A 17314-nucleotide genomic window follows, 5' to 3' on the forward strand; every position below is an offset into this window, starting at 1 on the left:
CCCTGTTCCGCTAGGCCCAGGACGAGTCGTCACGGCTCACCGACAGCAGGCCGGTCTGCCGGGCCGCCGGGTTGCTCGCCATCCCGGTGAAGACCATCGGGTGAGTGATCGTCTCCAGCGGGCCGGCCGGGGTACGGGTGGTGACCCGCAGCCGGACGTCGAGCTGATCACCGGCATCCAGTTTCGCCCGAGTATGCCAGCGCAGCTGCCGGACGGTGTCCGTGGTGATCCCGGCCGCTTCGGTGATCTTCTTGGTGGCGTACGGACGGTTGTTCAGCCGGGCGGAGACCACCTCGATGCCGGTGACGACCTGGGGGTCGACCGAGACGGTGAACTCGGCGGCCGCGGTCCGGCCCGGGCCGGCGCCGGTCATCGACACCACGGTCGGGTAGTAGTACCAGTACCTGTCGTCCGGACCCCAGGTCGCCCGGCTCCACCCGGCGCCGACCTCGACTCCCCACGGAGTCGCGGCCTTGCCGAAATTCGACGGGCGAGCCGCCCGCAGGCTCCGGCGCGCGGCGGCGTTGCGCGGCGTCGCAGGCACTGCCGCCACCGGCTCCACGGGATCGCTGATCAGGTCCTGCGGGTACAGGTGCGGATTCGCGGTGCCCAGGAGTGCGATCAACTCGCCGGCCGACTCGGCCCGGACCGGCACCGCCTCGGCGAGGGTGATGGTGCAGACCTGCGCGCCGGTCGCGGGATCCGGTTCGGTACGGGCGGTGGTGGCCACCCGCCGGCCGCCCAGGGTGACGACCGGGGCGGCCAGAACGGCGTACAGCCGGTCATCGAAGGCGACCTTCAGCTGGACTCCGGCCGCGAGCTCCCGGCCCTCGTTGCGGATCCGCACCGCCAGTTGCCGGGGCGCGGCAGCCGGGGCGGCGCCGTCGGCGGAGAGCACCCGTACCGGACGGTCCAGCACCGGCTCGAGCGTGATCGGGTCGGCCGGCGCGGCCGTCGCCGGGGAGGCGAGGACCCCACCCTCGATCCAGGCGGCGCCGAGGGTCAGCCCGGCGACGGTCAGCATCTGCCTGCGGTTGATTCTCGAAGTCATGGGACGTCCCTCGTTCAGTCGGGCGGCGAGCGGGCGGCGTTCGATCACGAGCGGGCGAACCTGACGGCCACGTCGGCGAAGGCCTCGGCCACGCGGGTGCGGACGCCCTCCGAGACCCATCCCGGCGTGGGGCAGGTGATGCTGCCGAAGTCGTGGTACCAGAACGCGTCGCGGATCGTCTTCGCCTGGCCGCCACCGATCGCGTCGAACATCGACTCGGCGGCCTTCTTCATGACCTCGCGGTCGCCGTTGAAGCGGACGTCGATGAACTCCTGGTACCGGGCCCGGGCCGTGGCCGGGGTCGCATAGCGCTGCTTGAACAGGTCGGACATCCGCAGGGTTCCGTCGGCCCGGCAGCGCATGCCCAGCACCACGGCGTCGACGTCCGAGATCCAGTCCTTGCGGTCGAAGAACGTGTTGCTGCCCGTCGCCGCGATGCGGTCGTAGGCGAAGCTGTACGCGATCGCCTCGCCGACGTCCTCCTGGTGACACTGGCCCAGGACGCTCAGCAGGTCGCCGCCCCAGGAGCCGAAGTCCGCCATAGTGGCGATGGTGCGGTCCGGAGCGAAGCCGTCGTTCATGACGGCGCCGAAGGACGCGCCGAAGTGCGGGGCGTCGAGATCCCACAGGTACGCCGGGTCGCGCAGCGGCAGCAGGTCGGGCTTGCCCGGGTACGACTTGACGAAGTCGAGGAAGCCCTGGTCGAACGCGCCGAACACCACATCGGACACGTGGAAGTTCACGATGTATCCGAAGACCTTGTTGTTGGTGACGGCGTCGAGCATGCGTAGGTACTGGCCGACCAGTTCCGCGTTGGTGTACCGCAGGTTGCCCTGCTCGCGCCACTGCCCGGCGCGGGCCTCGAGCCAGATCAGGTACGTGTACCAGCCGTCGTTGGGGTCGCGCTGGCGCGTCACGCTGCTCACGCCGACGTCGCGCCCGGAGACGATGTTGTGGTCCAGTTCCAGGGTGCCCGAGCCGCTGGCGACCGTGTAGTTCTTGACCTGGTCGAAGGACCAGTTGTCGGGCAGCGGGAAACCGAGGTTGCCGCTGTAACCGGTCGACATGCCGCTGACGAAGCTGCGGGTGGTCAGGCCGGCCTTGTCCAGGCGGATGCAGACGTTGCGGCAGCCGTAGACCCCCACCGCGTACGGGATCGGGCTGCGCTTGATGCCTTCCACGATCCCCTGGAAGTGCGGGATCACGTAGCTGGTGATCTCACCGTCGAGCGCGTCGTAGTCGACGGAGAAGTAGAGCACCGTGCCGGCCGGGATGCCGAACTTGACCGCCGCCTCGTAGGCCGCGATGCCGGCCTCGAAGCCCTCCGGGTAGTTGAAGTGCTCCACCGCGTCGCCCCACTCCTGGTAGAGCGGGAAGATCGACATGTCGTTGTCGAAGATCAGGGCGATCTCGGAGTGGGTGAGCACCTTGTTGGTGCCGCCGGTGAGGTACCGGCCGACCATCTCGTACCCGAGGCTCTTCACCGTGGCGATCGTGGTCTTGTTGAGCGGGTACATGACGTCGCAGGCGAGACCCTTGCGGTCCGGGTTGCCCGTCGACACCAGCAGCGACATCCAGGTGTCGTAGTCACCCACACCGCTCTGCGAGATCTTGCAGAACTCCTGGAAGACCTTGACGTTGCCGGTCAGCTTGTCGGACCAGGAGCCCCCGCGGTCGCCCCACTCGTTGTAGTACCCGTTGCAGGCCATGGCGGTCTGGAAGAGCCGGATCCAGGCCGCTGAGCCGTTCGAGGCGCCGACCCGGGCGGCCGCTGACTGAAGCCCGCTCTTGGTGCCGGGACCGATCGATCCGGTCACCTGGCTGTCGGTCATTCCCAATTCGTACTGAATGGCAAGCACCAGGGCGATCTGCATGCTTCGCGAGAAATGCCCGTCACATGGGCCGATGTTGTACTGCGCCCGGTGTCCGTAATAGCCGTTCAGCCATCGCTGACAGGTCTGGATCGCCGGCTCGCCGCCACTGGTCAGCACGAAGGCGTCCATGTTGAGGAGCGCCTTGAAGACCTTCGGCGTGACCACCGGATACGAGGTCGGGAGCACGACCCCCATGTCGCTGACGACCGCCGTCAGGCCGACCACCGTGGACGCGCCGAAGTCGCCGTTCAGGCTGCCGCCGCTGTATCCCTTGCAGTACAGCGCGGCCTCGGCGATGATCCGGATATTGCGGTTCGGCGAAAATTCATCGACGTTTCCATAGGCCGTCAATTTGGCGAACGTCGTCGGACCGAAGTTGTCGGAAAGCGATGTGATGCCGAGCTCGTATTGCAGCGCGCGGGTCAATGAATAAATGGTGTTCCACCCGGTGGAGCCATCTTCGATACATTTGTTGTAACCCGCCACCGAACCGTAAGTGGCATTTACCCATCGCTGGGCGGCAAGCACCATCTCGTCAGCCATCGGACCGAATCGCCTCCAGAACAAGGGATCGACGGCCGACCTGGACACACCGGTACCAAGACGCTGAGCAGCCACGATGACCGAGCCGACGATCCGCGCACGACGACTGGGTCGCGCTCGACAGATCAGATTTGAAGAACGTACGAGCTACTGGTAAATGCACAGTGCTCGTAGATAAAAAGGCGCGGCATATTATCGCTGCTTCTCACCGATAATGCCGTGAAAAAAGAGGCTCACGCTCCAGAAATCGCCATGGAAAAATGCTCGAAAGCATTCGCCCCATCCCCCGATCAGGCCGTGATCAAGTTAGCATGAGCCATACACGGACAGCAAGAAGGATTTGCATTCATCCATAAAAACTGCCATGACCTGCGGCAACTACGGACAATGCTGATTCAGACGTGACCCTGCTCGCGGGCCCACTTGAAGAGCTCCGCCTCGGCCTCGTCGCGATCCAGCGGCCCGCGATCGAGGCGCAACTCCTTCAGGAAGCGCCAGGCCTGGCCGACGATCGGACCCGGCGGCACCCCGAGCAGCTCCATGATCGCGTTGCCGTCCAGGTCGGGACGAACCTTGGCGAGATCCTCCTCGGCCGCGATCCGGGCGATCCGCTCCTCGAGCGCGTCGTAGTCGGCGGCCAGGGCGGAGGCCTTGCGCCGGTTGCGGGTGGTGACGTCGGAGCGGGTGAGCTTGTGCAGGCGGGACAGCAGCGGTCCGGCGTCGGCGACGTAGCGCCGCACCGCCGAATCGGTCCACTCACCCCGCCCGTACCCGTAGAAGCGCAGGTGCAGCGCGACCAGACCGACCACCTCGGCTGTCACGTCCTTGGGGTACTTCATGGCCTTCATGCGCTGTTTGGTGAGCCGCGCGCCGACGACCTCGTGGTGGTGGAAGCTGACCCGCCCGTCCCGGCCGACCGCCTTCGTCGCCGGCTTGCCGACGTCGTGCATGAGCGCGGCCATCCGCAGCACGAAGTCCGGTCCGTCGTCGCCTTCGAGCCGCATCGCGTTCATCACCACGATCAGCGTGTGCTCGTAGACGTCCTTGTGCTGGGCGTGCTCGTCGATCTCCAGCTTGAGCCCGGAGACCTCGGGCAGGAAGCGGTCGGCCAGCCCGGTGTCGACGAGCAGGCGCAGGCCGCCGATCGGGTCGGCGCTGACCATCAGCTTGGTGAACTCGTCGCGGATCCGTTCCGCGGTGATCCGGTCGAGATCGGCGGCCATGTCCCGCATCGCCGCGAGGACCGGCTCGTCCACAGTGAACCGCAGTTTCGCTGCGAACCGCGCGGCCCTGAGCATCCGAAGTGGATCATCGCCGAACGAGATCTGCGGCGCCGAGGGCGTCCGGATGACGCGACGGGAGAGGTCTTCCAAGCCGCCGAACGGGTCGGTGAACTCGTGGCCGGGCAGCGACACGGCCATCGCGTTGATCGTGAAGTCGCGCCGGGAGAGGTCCTCCAGCAGCGAGTCGCCGTAGGAGACCACCGGGTTGCGGGTGACGCCGTCGTACGCCTCGGCCCGGAATGTGGTGATCTCGATCCGCAGGCCGTTCTTCTGGATGCCGATCGTGCCGAACTCCCGGCCGGTCTCCCAGATCGCGTCGGCCCAGCCCTTCACTACGTCGAGGGTCTGCTCCGGCCGCGCGTCGGTGCAGAAGTCGAGGTCGTCGCCGAGGTTGCCGAGCAACGCGTCGCGCACCGACCCGCCGACCAGGTGCAGCTCATGGCCCGCAGCGGTGAAGCGGCGGCCGAGCTCGTCGGCTAGAGGGGACACGCGGAGCAGCTCGGCTACCGCTTTCTGCTGGGCGGAGTTCAAGACAGACATGGGGTGACCAGCCTATCCGTAGTGGCGGTGGGAAGGAGCGCCGGGCAGGATGGCGTGGTGCCGCTTTCCGAGGCGCTGCTACCCCTGACTCAGGACCCCGGGTTCTGGACGGGCCAGATCAGCGATTCCGACGACCTCCCGCCGCAGCTCCGTGTGTCGTTTCCGGTGGTGGACGGCTATGCGCTGGTCCTCGACATCGAGCTGCCGTCCGGCGACCGCACTCTCGGTCTGCGCCGGCCCGTGTCGAGCGAGCCGGTTCAGCTGGGCTGGGCGCCGGCTTCGGGCCCCTATCCGGCCGCGCTGCACTGGTGGGAGCTGGAATCATTCGCCCGGGTGATCGCCTTGGACGACCCGCTGCTGCCGCATCCCGGTCTCGTGGTGGCCCTGCTGTCCCCGTTCGCCCCGGCCACCGCCGACGACGACGTCACGGCGATCTCCGCGGTGCGCGAGGCGGCGTACCGGTCTCTGCGTCGCGAGGTTCCGGCCGTCGCTCCCTCGGGTCCCGAGCAGGCGCCGCTCCCGCTCTTCACCGACGAGCGCTGGTGGCCGGCGCCGCAAGCTCTCTCACCGCAGGTTCTGGACGAGGCCGCCGTCGCGGCACTGAGCGCCCCGGCCTGGGCGTCACTCCAGGTCCGTGCCGGGGGTCGCTTCCCGCACGACGATCTCATCGACCTCGTACGCCGGAGCGCCGTGCGGATGAACCGCCTACCCGAACAGGACTGCTACCCGCAGACCCGGTCACTGGCCCGGCGCATCGCCGATTCCGGCGACCTGACCCTGGTGCCGGCTCTGCTCGCCGCCCTCACCGAGGCGGGCTGCGACCATCCGACCGTTCTGGATGCGCTGAGTGAGCCTCTGGTTCCGCTGGAGGCCTGCTGGATGGTGGAGACCCTGGCCGGAGTCGAGCCCGGCACCCTCCTGCGTCACCACGTGTGACGGTTGCCCTTATGGTGACTTCGATATCGGCACCTTTGCTGGAGGAGGCTCGGTGAACGGCGGTCTCTACCGCAGCACGCACGCGACGCCGGACGGGCACCCTCCGGCGGAGGACGGCGTCACCGTGATCTCGGTGGACGCCGAAGGCACCGCCGGAGACCAGGCGCTGCCTCCGGAGCAGGTGCCGCCCGCGGCCGGCCAGGACAGCGGCGACACCGCCGGGCAGAGCGCGATCATGGCGATCGGCTCGCTGGTCAGCCGGGTCATCGGGTTCGTCCGGAACGCGCTCATCGGCATGGCGCTCGGCTACGGCGTCGGCGACGCGTACACGAGCGCGCAGTTCCTCCCCGGTCAGATCTACGAACTGCTACTCGGCGGCGTCCTCTCCAGCGTGCTGATCCCGCTGCTGGTCCGCCGGCGCAAGGCGGACCCGGACGGCGGCCAGGAGTTCACCCAGAAGCTGCTCACCTTCGCGATCACCTCGCTCGGCATCGCCACCGTGCTGGTGGTGATCGCAGCGCCGGTGATCACCGCGATCCAGGCCAGCGACCGGAACACCGAGGCCTACACGGACCTTGTCACCGACTTCGCGTACCTGATCCTGCCGATCATCTTCTTCACCGGTCTCTCCGCGTTGATGGGCGCGGTGCTCAACGTCCGCGGCCACTTCGCCGCGCCGATGTGGGCGCCGATCCTGAACAACATCGTGGTGATCGCGACCTGCGGCGTGTTCCTGGCCGCGTTCAGTGGCGACGGCGAGCTCACCCCGGAGTCGATCACCCCGGCCCAGATCCTGCTGATCGGCGGCGGCACCCTGCTCGGCATGGTGGTCCAGGCCGCCGGCCTGCTCCCGGCCCTGCGCAAGGTCGGCTTCCGGTGGCGGTTCCGCTGGGACCCGCGCTCGCTCGGCCTCCGCGAGATCGGCGGGCTGGCCGGCTGGATGCTCTGTTACGTCGCCGCCAACCAGGTCGCGGTCTTCGTCGTGGTCCGCATCCTGAACGAGGTGGCCGGCAAGGGTAGCGCCAGCGTGCTGGCCTTCAACAACGTCTTCCTGCTGACGATGATGGCGCACGGCATCATCGGCGTGTCGGTGATGACCGCGCTGCTGCCGAAGATGAGCGCTGCGGCGGCCGACGGGCGGTACGCCGAGGTGGGCGCCGACCTGACCCGCGGGATCAAGCTGGTCAGCGCCGCGCTGGCGCCGATCGCGGTGCTCTACGGCGTGCTCGGCGCCCCGCTCTCGGTCTTCCTCTTCCAGGGCGGCAACTTCACCAACGAGGCGGCGCTGGACACCGGCACGGTGCTGACCGTGGCGGCGTTCGCGGTGCTGCCCCTCTCGATCAGCTACCTCTGCACCTATGCCTTCTACTCCCTGCAGGGCAACAAGACGGTCGCGCTGATCAACATCCCGGTGGTCGCGGTCCGGATCGGGGCCTACTTCCTGCTCGCCGCGGTGCTCAGCGAGTCGCTCTCGGCGGCCGGCATGACCGCGGCGAACGCCGTCTCGTACGTCGTCTCCGCGGTGATCTCGCTGGCCGTGCTGCGCCGCCGGATCGGCCGGATGGACCTCGGCTCGGTCGGGGTGTCACTCCTGAAGGTGGCGGTGGCGTCCGCGATCGCCGCGGTGCTCGGCGTTCTCGTCGTGAAGATGCTGCCGGGCGCCTCGGCGCCGGACGGCCGGATCGAGGCGCTGATCCAGATGATCGCCGGTGGCGCGGTGATCCTCGTCGCCTATCTCGGCGCGGCGCTGGCCCTGCGCGTACAGGAGATCAGCCAGGTCGTCGGGATGGTTCGCCGCAAGCTCGGTCGTTGATCTTGCGACTCGCGTCCTGAACAGGAGTTCCTGCGACGATCGCGCCCTGAATATCCCGGTTCGCCCGGGCGGGACGCGATGCCGCGCCGGGGGGACGACCTGCCCGGCGCTGGCCCTGTGCGGGTATGGTCGGTGTCGGTATGTGCGCGGGAGCACGTTGTCCTGCCCACCCAGCAACTCGACGAGCCAGCATGCACCACCGAGGGAGGACTGGTGACCCAGGTCGGCGAAGGCCACGAGACCGCGGCCGACGAGGCCGGACCGGTCTTGACCTTCGGTGCTCCCACCGCCGGTGAGATTCTGGCCGAGCGTTACCAGCTGGAGCAGCACGTCAACAACGACAGTGCGGGCCGGCAGGTGTGGCGTGGCATCGACGTCATCCTGCGGCGTCCGGTCGCCGTCGTCCTGCGGCGTCCGGGCGGCGACTCCGCCACCGAGATGCTCCAGGCCGCCGTCGCCGCCAGCCGGGTGATCCACCCCAATCTGGTCGGTGTCTACGACGCGATCGACGAGCAGACCAGGGCCTATGTGGTTCGCGAGTGGGTCGAGGGCGAGTCCCTGCGTGACTTGGTCGCGGCCGAGGGCCCGCTCGACCCGGCCCGGGCCATCGCGATCGCCCACTCGGTCGCCGACGCGCTCACCTCGGTGCACGCCACCGGCATGGTGCACGGCAACGTGCACCCGGGCACCACGATGATCGCCGACGACGGCCGGGTCGTGCTCGCCGACGCCCGGGCCGACTCCGCGGACAGCATGGAGTCGGACATCCGCGCGGTCGGCGGCCTGCTCTACTTCGCCCTCACCGGCCACTGGCCGCACACCGAGGTCGGCCGCTCCGCACTGCCTGATGCCAATCGCGACAGTTCCGGCAATCCGTCGGCGCCGCGGCAGATCCGCGCCGGCGTCCCGGCCTACCTCGACGACCTCACCATGGACCTCCTCGACGGGCGGGTGGCCGCTCCGGCAGCCGACGCCCTCACCGCGGAGCTGGGCCGGCTCGACGCCGCCTCCGAGGACGAGGAGTTCGAAGACGTCGGCCCGCTGCGCTTCGTCCAGGGCACGTCGTCGTCCTCCGAGCCGATCAAGAGCACTCCGAAGATCCTGCTCGGCGTCGGCGCGCTGGTCCTCATCGCGATCGTCGGCCTGATCTTCGGCATCCGCGCCATCAACGACTCCAGCAACCCGGACACCGACGCCAAGGCGCCGGTCACGGCCGGCGCCGGGCAGGACCCGGAGAACCCGGGTGGCGAGACCGCCGCCCCGGCCGCCGAGCCCAAGAAGATCGCGCTGACCGAGGACCAGGTCCGCATCGTCGACGCCCCGCCCGGCTCCCGGACCGACGCCGACGAGGCCAAGTTCGTCGTGGACGGTGACCGGGAGACCGCCTGGGAGCTCTCCTATTACAAGTCGCCGAAATTCGGCAACCTGAAAGAGGGCATGGGCGTCCTGATCAACCTGGGCACCCCGCGAGCCCTCGCCGAGGTCCGGGTGTCGACGTCGGCGCCGGGTGTCGCGATGGACGTGCGCTACGGCGCCAACGACCCGGGCGACAACAGCAGCGGCGACAGCAAGCTCCTGAAGGACTACAAGAAGGTCGGCGACAGCGAGGCCGAGAAGAGCACCGGCACCAACTGGCTGTTCTCCGGCTTCGAGCCCGACCAGAAATATCAGTACGTCCTGGTGTTCCTGACCGAGCTGCCGAAGAACGAGGACGGCCCGGGTTACAAGGTCAGCGTCAACGAGATCGAGTTGTACGGGTACTGACAGGCCGTCGTCTTCGGCCTCGGTGGACTACATTGCTCGCGTGACTTCCGGGGATGTTTCAGCCGGTGTGCCCGGTGCGGGCGGATCCGCGCCGAGTGACACCGATCTGATCCGTGCCCACGTGGCCGGTGACACCGACGCGTTCGCCGAGCTGGTCCGCCGCCATCGGGACCGGCTCTGGGCGGTCGCCCTGCGTACCGTGGGCGACCGCGAGGAGGCCGCCGACGCGCTGCAGGACGCCCTGCTGAACGCGCACCGCAACGCGGCCCGGTTCCGCGGCGACTCGGCCGTCACCACCTGGCTGCACCGGATCGTGGTGAACGCCTGCCTGGACCGCCTGCGCCGCCGCCAGGCCCACCCGACCGTCCCGCTGCCGGACGGCAACCGTGACGACGATCGCCCGTCCGGCTCCGAGCCGGCCGCGCCCGCCCCCGACCACGACACCGCTCTCGTGGTGCGCGATGCGCTCGCCGCGCTGCCGGTCGAGCAGCGGGCCGCGATCGTGCTGGTCGACGTGCAGGGCTACCCGGTCGCCGAGGCCGCCGAGATGCTCGGTGTGGCGGAGGGCACGGTCAAGAGCCGATGCGCCCGTGGCCGAGCCAGAATGGCGGTGACCCTGGGGTTCCTGCGCGGCGAGGGGAACCGGAGCGCCGGTGGGAACGTCCCATCCTCGTCGGCGCCGGTGACTTCCCTGCCGGCCGGACACGATCGGAGGGATCAGCAGTGACGGGCGCCGAGTTCGACGGGGTCGACCTCGATCTTCTGGCCGACTACATCGGCGGCGCTCTGATCGGCACCCCCGACGACGAGCGGGTGGCCGCTCTCGTCAGCGAGGACCCGGTGTGGCGTGAGGCCTATCAGCGTCTCGCCCCGGGGATGGCCGCTGTCGGCACGATGCTGCGTGACCTGCCCGCCGAGCCGCTGCCGGACGATCTCGCCGCCCGGCTGGACTCCCTCTTCTCGACGTCGCCGGTCACCGCTCTGCCCACCCAGGCGACAGCCGCTGATGCGGTCGGCGAGTCGGCTGCCGCCGTACCCGCAAAGGTCCTTGATCTTGCAGAGGCGCAGCGTGCGCGCGCGGCAGGCGGGCGACCACGACGGATGATGCGCTGGGCAGCCCCCATCTCGGTGGCCGCCGCCGTGCTCGCGTTCGCCGGATTCGGACTGAGCAGGATCAGCGACGGTGACAGCGCGAGCGACGCCGGGTCGGCGGAGAGCGCCGGCGGAGGTTCCGCGCCGATGGTCGCGATGGCGCCCGCGATCGGCGAGATCCTGCAGAGCGGATTCGACTACGACCGCGTCACGCTGGCCCAGCCGTCCGGGATCGCCGGCAGCAAGCGCACGTTCTCCGAGGCCCCGCTGATCGCCTCGGCCGAAGCGAGCAACGACCAGTCGACCGGAGCGGCCGGGAGCGACCCGCTGAGCCGGCTGCTGGAACCGGCCGCGCTGGCCGAATGCCTGGAGGCGATCGCCCGGGAGAACGGTGGCGGGGCGGTGACGGTGGACACCGTCGACTACGCGTCGTACACCGGTGTCCCCGCCTTGATCGTCCGCTTCACGGCACCCAACGGCGGCTGGGCCTGGGCGGTCGGCGCCGACTGCGGCACACCCGGCGGTGACGCCGACACCCTGGAGAAACTGCCGGTACGCTGACCGGACCCCGGTGAGGTCCGACACGGGCCGGGTCCGGGGAATGGCGAATGCCTAGCATGACGTTCTAGCGTGCAGTGTCGCCGACTTTCGAATCGGCGAAAAACAGACTGAGGAGTCGGCAGTGGACGAGGTCCGCAATCTGATCATCATCGGTTCGGGGCCGTCCGGCTACACCGCGGCGCTCTATGCGGCGCGGGCGAACCTCAAGCCCCTGGTGATCGAGGGCGTTCAGTCCGGTGGCGCTCTGATGACCACCACCGAGGTGGAGAACTTCCCGGGTCACCGCGACGGCATCATGGGCCCCGAGCTCATGGACAACATGCGGGCGCAGGCCGAGAAGTTCGGCGCCGAGTTCATCACCGACGACGTCTCCCGCGTCGAGCTCGGCGACAAGCCGACCGAGCCGGGCACCGAGGGTCTCAAGACGGTCTGGGTGGGCGACAAGCAGTTCTTCGCCCGCGCCGTGATCCTGGCGACCGGTTCCGCGTGGCGTCCGATCGGCGTGCCCGGCGAGCAGGAGCTGCTCGGCCGCGGTGTCTCGTCCTGTGCCACCTGTGACGGCTTCTTCTTCCGCAACCAGCACATCGTGGTGGTCGGCGGCGGCGACTCGGCGATGGAGGAGGCGACCTTCCTCACCCGCTTCGCCGAGACCGTGACGATCGTGCACCGCCGCGACACGTTCCGCGCCAGCAAGGTCATGCAGAAGCGCGCCCTCGACAACGAGAAGATCAAGGTCGAGTGGAACTCGGTGGTCGAGGAGATCCTCGGCGAGGACGGCAAGGTCAGCGGCGCCCGGATCCGCAACGTGCAGACCGGCGAGACCAGGGTCCTCGACGTCACCGGCGTCTTCGTGGCGATCGGCCACGACCCGCGCAGCGAGCTCTTCAAGGGTCAGGTCGAGCTGGACGACGAGGGCTACGTGAAGGTGGACTCGCCCAGCACCCGGACCAACGTCCCCGGCGTGTTCGCCGCCGGCGACCTGGTCGACCACACGTACCGGCAGGCCATCACCGCTTCCGGCACCGGCTGTGCCGCGGCGCTGGACGCCGAGCGCTTCATCGCTTCATTCGTAGAGCTGTAAGACCGGGAGGGTCCCTCGTGAAGGTCGTCACCGACAACACATTCGCCGCTGACGTGCTGCAGTCCGACAAGCCGGTGCTCGTCGACTTCTGGGCCGAGTGGTGCGTGCCGTGCAAGAAGGTCGACCCGCTGCTCGCCGAGATCGCCGAGTCGGAGCTGGGCTCGCAGGTGGAGATCGTCAAGGTCAACATCGACGAGAACCCGCAGACCGCCATGGCGTACCAGGTCATGTCGGTTCCGACCCTGACCATCTTCAAGGGTGGTGAGCGGGTCAACTCGGTGGCCGGCGCGAAGCCGAAGAGCTTCCTGGTCAACTTCATCGAGTCGGCTCTCTGACGTTCGCTTCTGCGCCCCGCGTCCGTTCTGGGACGCGGGGCGTACGCTCGTCGGGGTCCTCTTTCCCCTCGCCACCTAGGGAGTTCTGAGTGCGGTCCATCCGACGCGGAGACACTGGTCCTGCCGTTTCCGAGATCCGGTCGATCCTGGTCGGCTTGGATCTGCTCGCCGAGGCCGAGCCGGATGTCTTCGACGAGGCGCTGGTCGACGCGGTGCGCGCGTTCCAGCAGGGTCGCGGTCTCGGCATCGACGGCATGGTCGGTGACGAGACGTGGGGAGCACTCGACGCGGCCCGCTGGCGTCTCGGCTCGCGGACGCTCTTCCACTCGGTCCCCGACCCGCTGGTCGGCGAGGACGTGCGGACGCTCCAGGAGCGCCTGCTGGAGATGGGTTACGACACCGGCCGCCCCGACGCGATCTACGGCGCCCGCACGGCCCGGGCCGTTGCGCAGTTCCAGCGTGAGGTCGGGCTCTCCCCGGACGGCTCCTGCGGCCCGCAGACCATGAAGGCGCTGCAGCGCCTCGGCCGCAAGGTCGTCGGCGGCCGCCCGCAGTGGCTGCGCGAGGCCGAGGCGTTCCGCCAGTCCGGCCCCAACCTCGTCGGCAAGACCATCGTGATCGACCCGGGCCACGGCGGCGGTGACGACACCGGCGTGGTCGTGCCGGACGGCCCGCTCCGGTGGAACGAGGCCGACCTCGTCTTCGACCTGGCCTCCCGGCTCGAGGGCCGGCTCGCCGCGGCCGGCATGCGCGTGCACCTCACCCGCGGGCCGTCCCCGGCTGCTCCGATGAGCGGCTCCGAGCGGGCCGCGCTCGCCAACAGCCTCGGCGCCGACCTGCTGATCTCGCTGCACCTCGACGGGCTGTCCAGTTCGTCCGCGGAGGGTGTCGCCACCTACCACTACGGCACCGGCAACGGCTTGAGCTCCACGGTCGGCGAGCGCCTCGCCAACCTGGTGCAGCGCGAGATCGTGGTGCGCACCGGCCTGCACGACTGCCGGACCCACGCGAAGACCTGGGACCTGCTGCGGCTCACCCGGATGCCCACTGTCCGGGTCGACCTCGGCTACCTGACCTCCCCGCACGACCGGGAGCGTCTGATCGACCCGATGTTCCGCGAGCAGATCGTCGAGGCGCTGCTCGCCGCGGTGCAGCGGATGTACTTCCCGGTGGAACGGGACGTGCCGACCGGCTCGATCGACGTCCGCCAGCTGCGCCTGGCTCTGGCCGACCGGGCCTAGTTCTCCGCCGCGCCGGCCGGCCTCAGTTCTCCGCCGAACTGGTCGCCGGCAACGGCCGCAGCAGCTTCTCCGGGCTCATCGAGCCGAGCAGCTTCTCCAGCGCGTACTCCACGTCGGACTTCCAGGACAGGGCCGTCCGCAGTTCCAGCCGCAGACGCGGGTAACGGAAGTGCGGGCGGACCGTCTTGAAGCCCACCGACAGGAAGAAGTCGGTCGGGGCCACGCACGAGCCGGCGCGCTCCTCGTCCTCGTCGGCCTCACCGGCCTTCGCGTCGCCGAACGCCTCGATCGCCTTGATCCCGCGTTTCGTCAGATCACGGGCGACACCCTGCACCAGCATCCGGCCGAGACCGCCGCCGGCGAACGCGGGCACCACCTTGGCCGTGGTGAGCAGAGCGGCGTCGGCGGAGACAGGTGACGTCGGGAAGGCCATCGAACGGGGGACGTAGGCCGGAGGCGCATACATCACGAAACCGGCGGGCATGCCGTCGACGTAGGCCAGCTTGCCGCAGGAACCCCACTCCAGGAGCGTCTGGGAGACCCAGGCCTCCTTCTCCAGACCCGGGTCGCCGGTGGCGCAGGCCCTCTCGGCCGAGACCGGATCGAGTTCCCAGTAGACGCACTGCCGACACGGCCGGGGCAGGTCCTCGAGGGTGTCGAGAGTGAGATTGACCAGGCGCCGCGACATGGCGAACCCCCTGCACGCAGACCGGGACGGAGTGGAAACGCTCGCCCGCGCCCCCCGGCGAATCCTACGCCGGAATCACCATGAACGGGAGCAGGTCGGGCAACGGTGCCGTGGGACGACCGGTCTCAACGGTGGCTTTCCCGTTTACTATCGAGGACGTCTCAACCCATTGATTAACGAGGTGAGAGCCGCATGACCGGCACAACTCAGGACGATTACACCGATCGGTACGCGCGACGGGTGCGCGGGATGACGACATCCGAGATCCGCGCCCTCTTCGCCGTGACCAGCCGCCCGGAGGTGGTGTCGCTGGCCGGAGGCTCGCCGTACATCGCCGCCCTCCCCCTCGACGCCGTCGGCGAGATGCTGAACCGGCTCGGCTCCGAGCAGGGCGCCACCAGCCTGCAGTACGGCATCGGCCAGGGCACGATCGAGCTGCGCGAGCAGATCTGTGACGTGATGACCCTGTCCGGCATCACCGGCGCGTCCCCCGACGACGTGGTGGTCACCGTCGGCGGGCAGCAGGCCCTCGACCTCCTGGCACGGCTCTTCCTGGATCCGGGCGACGTGGTGCTCGCCGAGGGGCCGACGTACGTCGGCGCACTCGGCGTCTTCCAGGCCGCCCAGGCACAGGTGCAGCACGTGGCAATGGATGCCGAGGGCCTGATCCCGGCAGCACTCGAGGAAGCCATCGCGGCGACAGCCAGAGCAGGGCGCCGTGCCAAGTTCCTCTACACGATCCCGACCTTCCAGAACCCGGGCGGCATGACCCTCTCCGAGGCGAGGCGCGAGCAGGTGCTCGACATCTGCGAGCGGGCCGGCCTCCTGGTGATCGAGGACGATCCGTACGGTCTGCTCTCCTTCGAGGGCGAGGCACCACGTCCGCTGCGTTCCCGTCGCCGGGACGGCGTGTTCTACGTCAGCACGTTCTCCAAGACGTTCGCGCCCGGTCTGCGGGTCGGCTGGATCCTGGCGCCGCACGCCGTCCGGGAGAAGCTGGTCATGATGAGCGAGGCCAACGTGCTCTGCCCGAGCGCGTTCGCCCAGGGCGCCGTCACGCAGTACCTGACGACCATGCCGTGGCAGGAGCAGATCAAGGCGTACCGGGAGATCTACCGCGAACGCCGGGACGCCCTCCTCGACGCCCTCGACGATCTGATGCCGCAGGGCACCACGTGGACCCGCCCGACCGGTGGGCTGTTCATCTGGGCGACGCTGCCCGAGGGCCTCGACTCGAAGGCGATGATGCCGCGGGCCATCGCCGCCCGGGTGGCGTACGTGCCCGGCACCGGCTTCTACGCCGACGGGACGGGCCGGAGCAACATGCGGCTCAACTTCTCGTTCTCGTCGCCGGAGCGGCTCCGTGAGGGCGTGCGGCGGCTGTCCGGGGTGATGGAGAAGGAGCTGGAGATGCGTGCCGTCTTCGGCGCTTCCAGCGCCTTCGGGTCCCAGCGCCGTCGTGGTCCGGCCGCTGCCGACACCCCCGGCCACGAGTTGGCATGATCAGCCCTATGCGTACGGGTGACGAGTTGCGGATTTTGGTGCTGGCCGGTGGCCTCTCATACGAGCGTGACGTGTCCCTGCGGTCCGGCCGCCGGGTACTGGACGCGCTGCGCTCCGCGGGCCTGACTGCCGAGCTGCACGACGCCGACGTCTCGCTGCTGCCGGCTCTCGCGGCCGACCCGCCGGACGCCGCGTTCATCGCGCTGCACGGCGCGACCGGTGAGGACGGTTCGCTGCGGGGCGTTCTGGACCTGTGCGGAGTGCCCTATGTGGGCGCTGACGCTCGTACGGCCCGGCTCGCCTGGGACAAGCCGTCGGCGAAGTCGATGCTGCGCGAAGCAGGCATACCGACGCCGGACTGGGTGGCGCTGCCGCACGACCGGTTCTCCGAACTCGGCGCCGTCGCCGTCCTCGACCGGATCGTCGAACGCCTCGGCCTGCCGCTGATGGTGAAGCCGGCACAGGGCGGGTCCGGACTCGGCGCCGCCGTCGTGCGCGATGCGGCGGACCTGCCGGCGGCGATGGTGGGGTGTTTCGCGTACGACTCGACGGCGCTCGTCGAACAGTTCGTCACCGGCACCAACGTGGCCGTCTCGATCGTCGACCGCGGTTCCGGCCCGGAACCACTGCCGATCGTCGAGATCGTGCCGCGCGACGGTGTCTACGACTACGCGGCCCGCTACACCGCAGGGCTGACGACGTGGCACGTGCCGGCCCGGCTCGCGCCGGCCGTCGCCTCCCGGGTGTCCGAGATCGCGCTCGCCGCCTACAAGGCTCTGGGGCTGCGGGACCTGTCCCGGATCGACGTGATCGTCGGTTCGGACTCCGAGCCGCAGGTTCTCGGGTGCAACGTGTCGCCGGGGATGACGGAGACGTCATTGCTGCCGCTGGCGGTGCAGGCCGCTGGGGTGGATCTCGGTGAGCTGCTCAGCTCTCTTGTGGAGCGGGCGGTGGCGCGGGCTTCCTGAGTCGGCTCGGTGGTGAAAAGGGGGCCCGATCGGGCCCCCTT

At 69.3% G+C, this 17314-nt stretch carries 14 protein-coding genes; 10 read left to right on the forward strand and 4 right to left on the reverse strand.

All coding sequences use genetic code 11. The features are described from left to right. Positions 1 to 10 precede the first annotated feature (10 nt). The 3 genes from EP757_RS10540 to EP757_RS10550 form a co-directional block, all read right to left on the reverse strand. Positions 11 to 1051, reverse strand: coding sequence for a hypothetical protein (locus EP757_RS10540; protein ID WP_127544318.1), 1041 nt, complete (start codon positions 1049 to 1051; stop codon positions 11 to 13). A gap of 44 nt (positions 1052 to 1095) precedes the next feature. Further along, positions 1096 to 3351 (reverse strand): glycoside hydrolase domain-containing protein, encoded by a 2256-nt coding sequence (locus EP757_RS10545; protein ID WP_160165784.1) that lies wholly within the window; start codon positions 3349 to 3351, stop codon positions 1096 to 1098. A gap of 512 nt (positions 3352 to 3863) precedes the next feature. Further along, positions 3864 to 5291 carry a CCA tRNA nucleotidyltransferase gene (locus EP757_RS10550; RefSeq protein ID WP_127544322.1) on the reverse strand — a complete coding sequence of 476 codons (1428 nt, stop codon included), beginning with the start codon at positions 5289 to 5291 and terminating at the stop codon, positions 3864 to 3866. Between the two features lie 57 nt (positions 5292 to 5348). On the opposite strand from EP757_RS10550, the gene EP757_RS10555 reads away from it, so the two are divergent. From EP757_RS10555 to EP757_RS10590, 8 genes are all read left to right on the forward strand, one after another. Further along, positions 5349 to 6227 (forward strand): hypothetical protein, encoded by an 879-nt coding sequence (locus tag EP757_RS10555; protein WP_232050452.1) that lies wholly within the window; start codon positions 5349 to 5351, stop codon positions 6225 to 6227. A gap of 52 nt (positions 6228 to 6279) precedes the next feature. Further along, positions 6280 to 8040: a murein biosynthesis integral membrane protein MurJ gene (gene murJ / locus EP757_RS10560; RefSeq protein ID WP_127544326.1), complete on the forward strand. Its 1761-nt coding sequence runs from the start codon at positions 6280 to 6282 to the stop codon at positions 8038 to 8040. Between the two features lie 213 nt (positions 8041 to 8253). Continuing rightward, positions 8254 to 9804 (forward strand): protein kinase family protein, encoded by a 1551-nt coding sequence (locus EP757_RS10565; RefSeq protein WP_127544328.1) that lies wholly within the window; start codon positions 8254 to 8256, stop codon positions 9802 to 9804. A gap of 40 nt (positions 9805 to 9844) precedes the next feature. Continuing rightward, the gene (sigM, locus tag EP757_RS10570) at positions 9845 to 10531 is read left to right on the forward strand and encodes an RNA polymerase sigma factor SigM (protein WP_232050453.1); all 687 of its coding nucleotides are present in this window, start codon (positions 9845 to 9847) and stop codon (positions 10529 to 10531) included. Next, a complete protein-coding gene (locus EP757_RS10575; protein ID WP_127544330.1) occupies positions 10528 to 11457 on the forward strand; it encodes a hypothetical protein in 930 nt (309 codons plus the stop codon). The genes sigM and EP757_RS10575 overlap by 4 nt, the downstream gene beginning before the upstream one ends. A 121-nt stretch (positions 11458 to 11578) precedes the next feature. Next, positions 11579 to 12538, forward strand: a complete 960-nt coding sequence (gene trxB, locus EP757_RS10580; RefSeq protein ID WP_127544332.1) for a thioredoxin-disulfide reductase — start codon at positions 11579 to 11581, stop codon at positions 12536 to 12538. Between the two features lie 17 nt (positions 12539 to 12555). Next, a complete protein-coding gene (gene trxA, locus EP757_RS10585; protein ID WP_127544334.1) occupies positions 12556 to 12873 on the forward strand; it encodes a thioredoxin in 318 nt (105 codons plus the stop codon). Between the two features lie 89 nt (positions 12874 to 12962). Next, the gene (locus EP757_RS10590; RefSeq protein ID WP_127544336.1) at positions 12963 to 14114 is read left to right on the forward strand and encodes an N-acetylmuramoyl-L-alanine amidase; all 1152 of its coding nucleotides are present in this window, start codon (positions 12963 to 12965) and stop codon (positions 14112 to 14114) included. A gap of 22 nt (positions 14115 to 14136) precedes the next feature. Here EP757_RS10590 and EP757_RS10595 read toward each other — a convergent pair whose 3' ends face one another. After that, the gene (locus EP757_RS10595) at positions 14137 to 14802 is read right to left on the reverse strand and encodes a GNAT family N-acetyltransferase (RefSeq protein WP_127544338.1); all 666 of its coding nucleotides are present in this window, start codon (positions 14800 to 14802) and stop codon (positions 14137 to 14139) included. A 192-nt stretch (positions 14803 to 14994) separates the two neighbouring features. Between EP757_RS10595 and EP757_RS10600 the strand changes: the two genes are divergently transcribed. Further along, on the forward strand, positions 14995 to 16305 hold the full coding sequence (locus tag EP757_RS10600) for a PLP-dependent aminotransferase family protein (protein WP_127544340.1): 1311 nt from the start codon (positions 14995 to 14997) through the stop codon (positions 16303 to 16305). 8 nt (positions 16306 to 16313) lie between these two features. After that, on the forward strand, positions 16314 to 17273 hold the full coding sequence (locus EP757_RS10605) for a D-alanine--D-alanine ligase (RefSeq protein ID WP_232050454.1): 960 nt from the start codon (positions 16314 to 16316) through the stop codon (positions 17271 to 17273). Positions 17274 to 17314: the final 41 nt, after the last annotated feature.

This window comes from Actinoplanes sp. OR16, from assembly GCF_004001265.1.
Classification (GTDB): domain Bacteria; phylum Actinomycetota; class Actinomycetes; order Mycobacteriales; family Micromonosporaceae; genus Actinoplanes.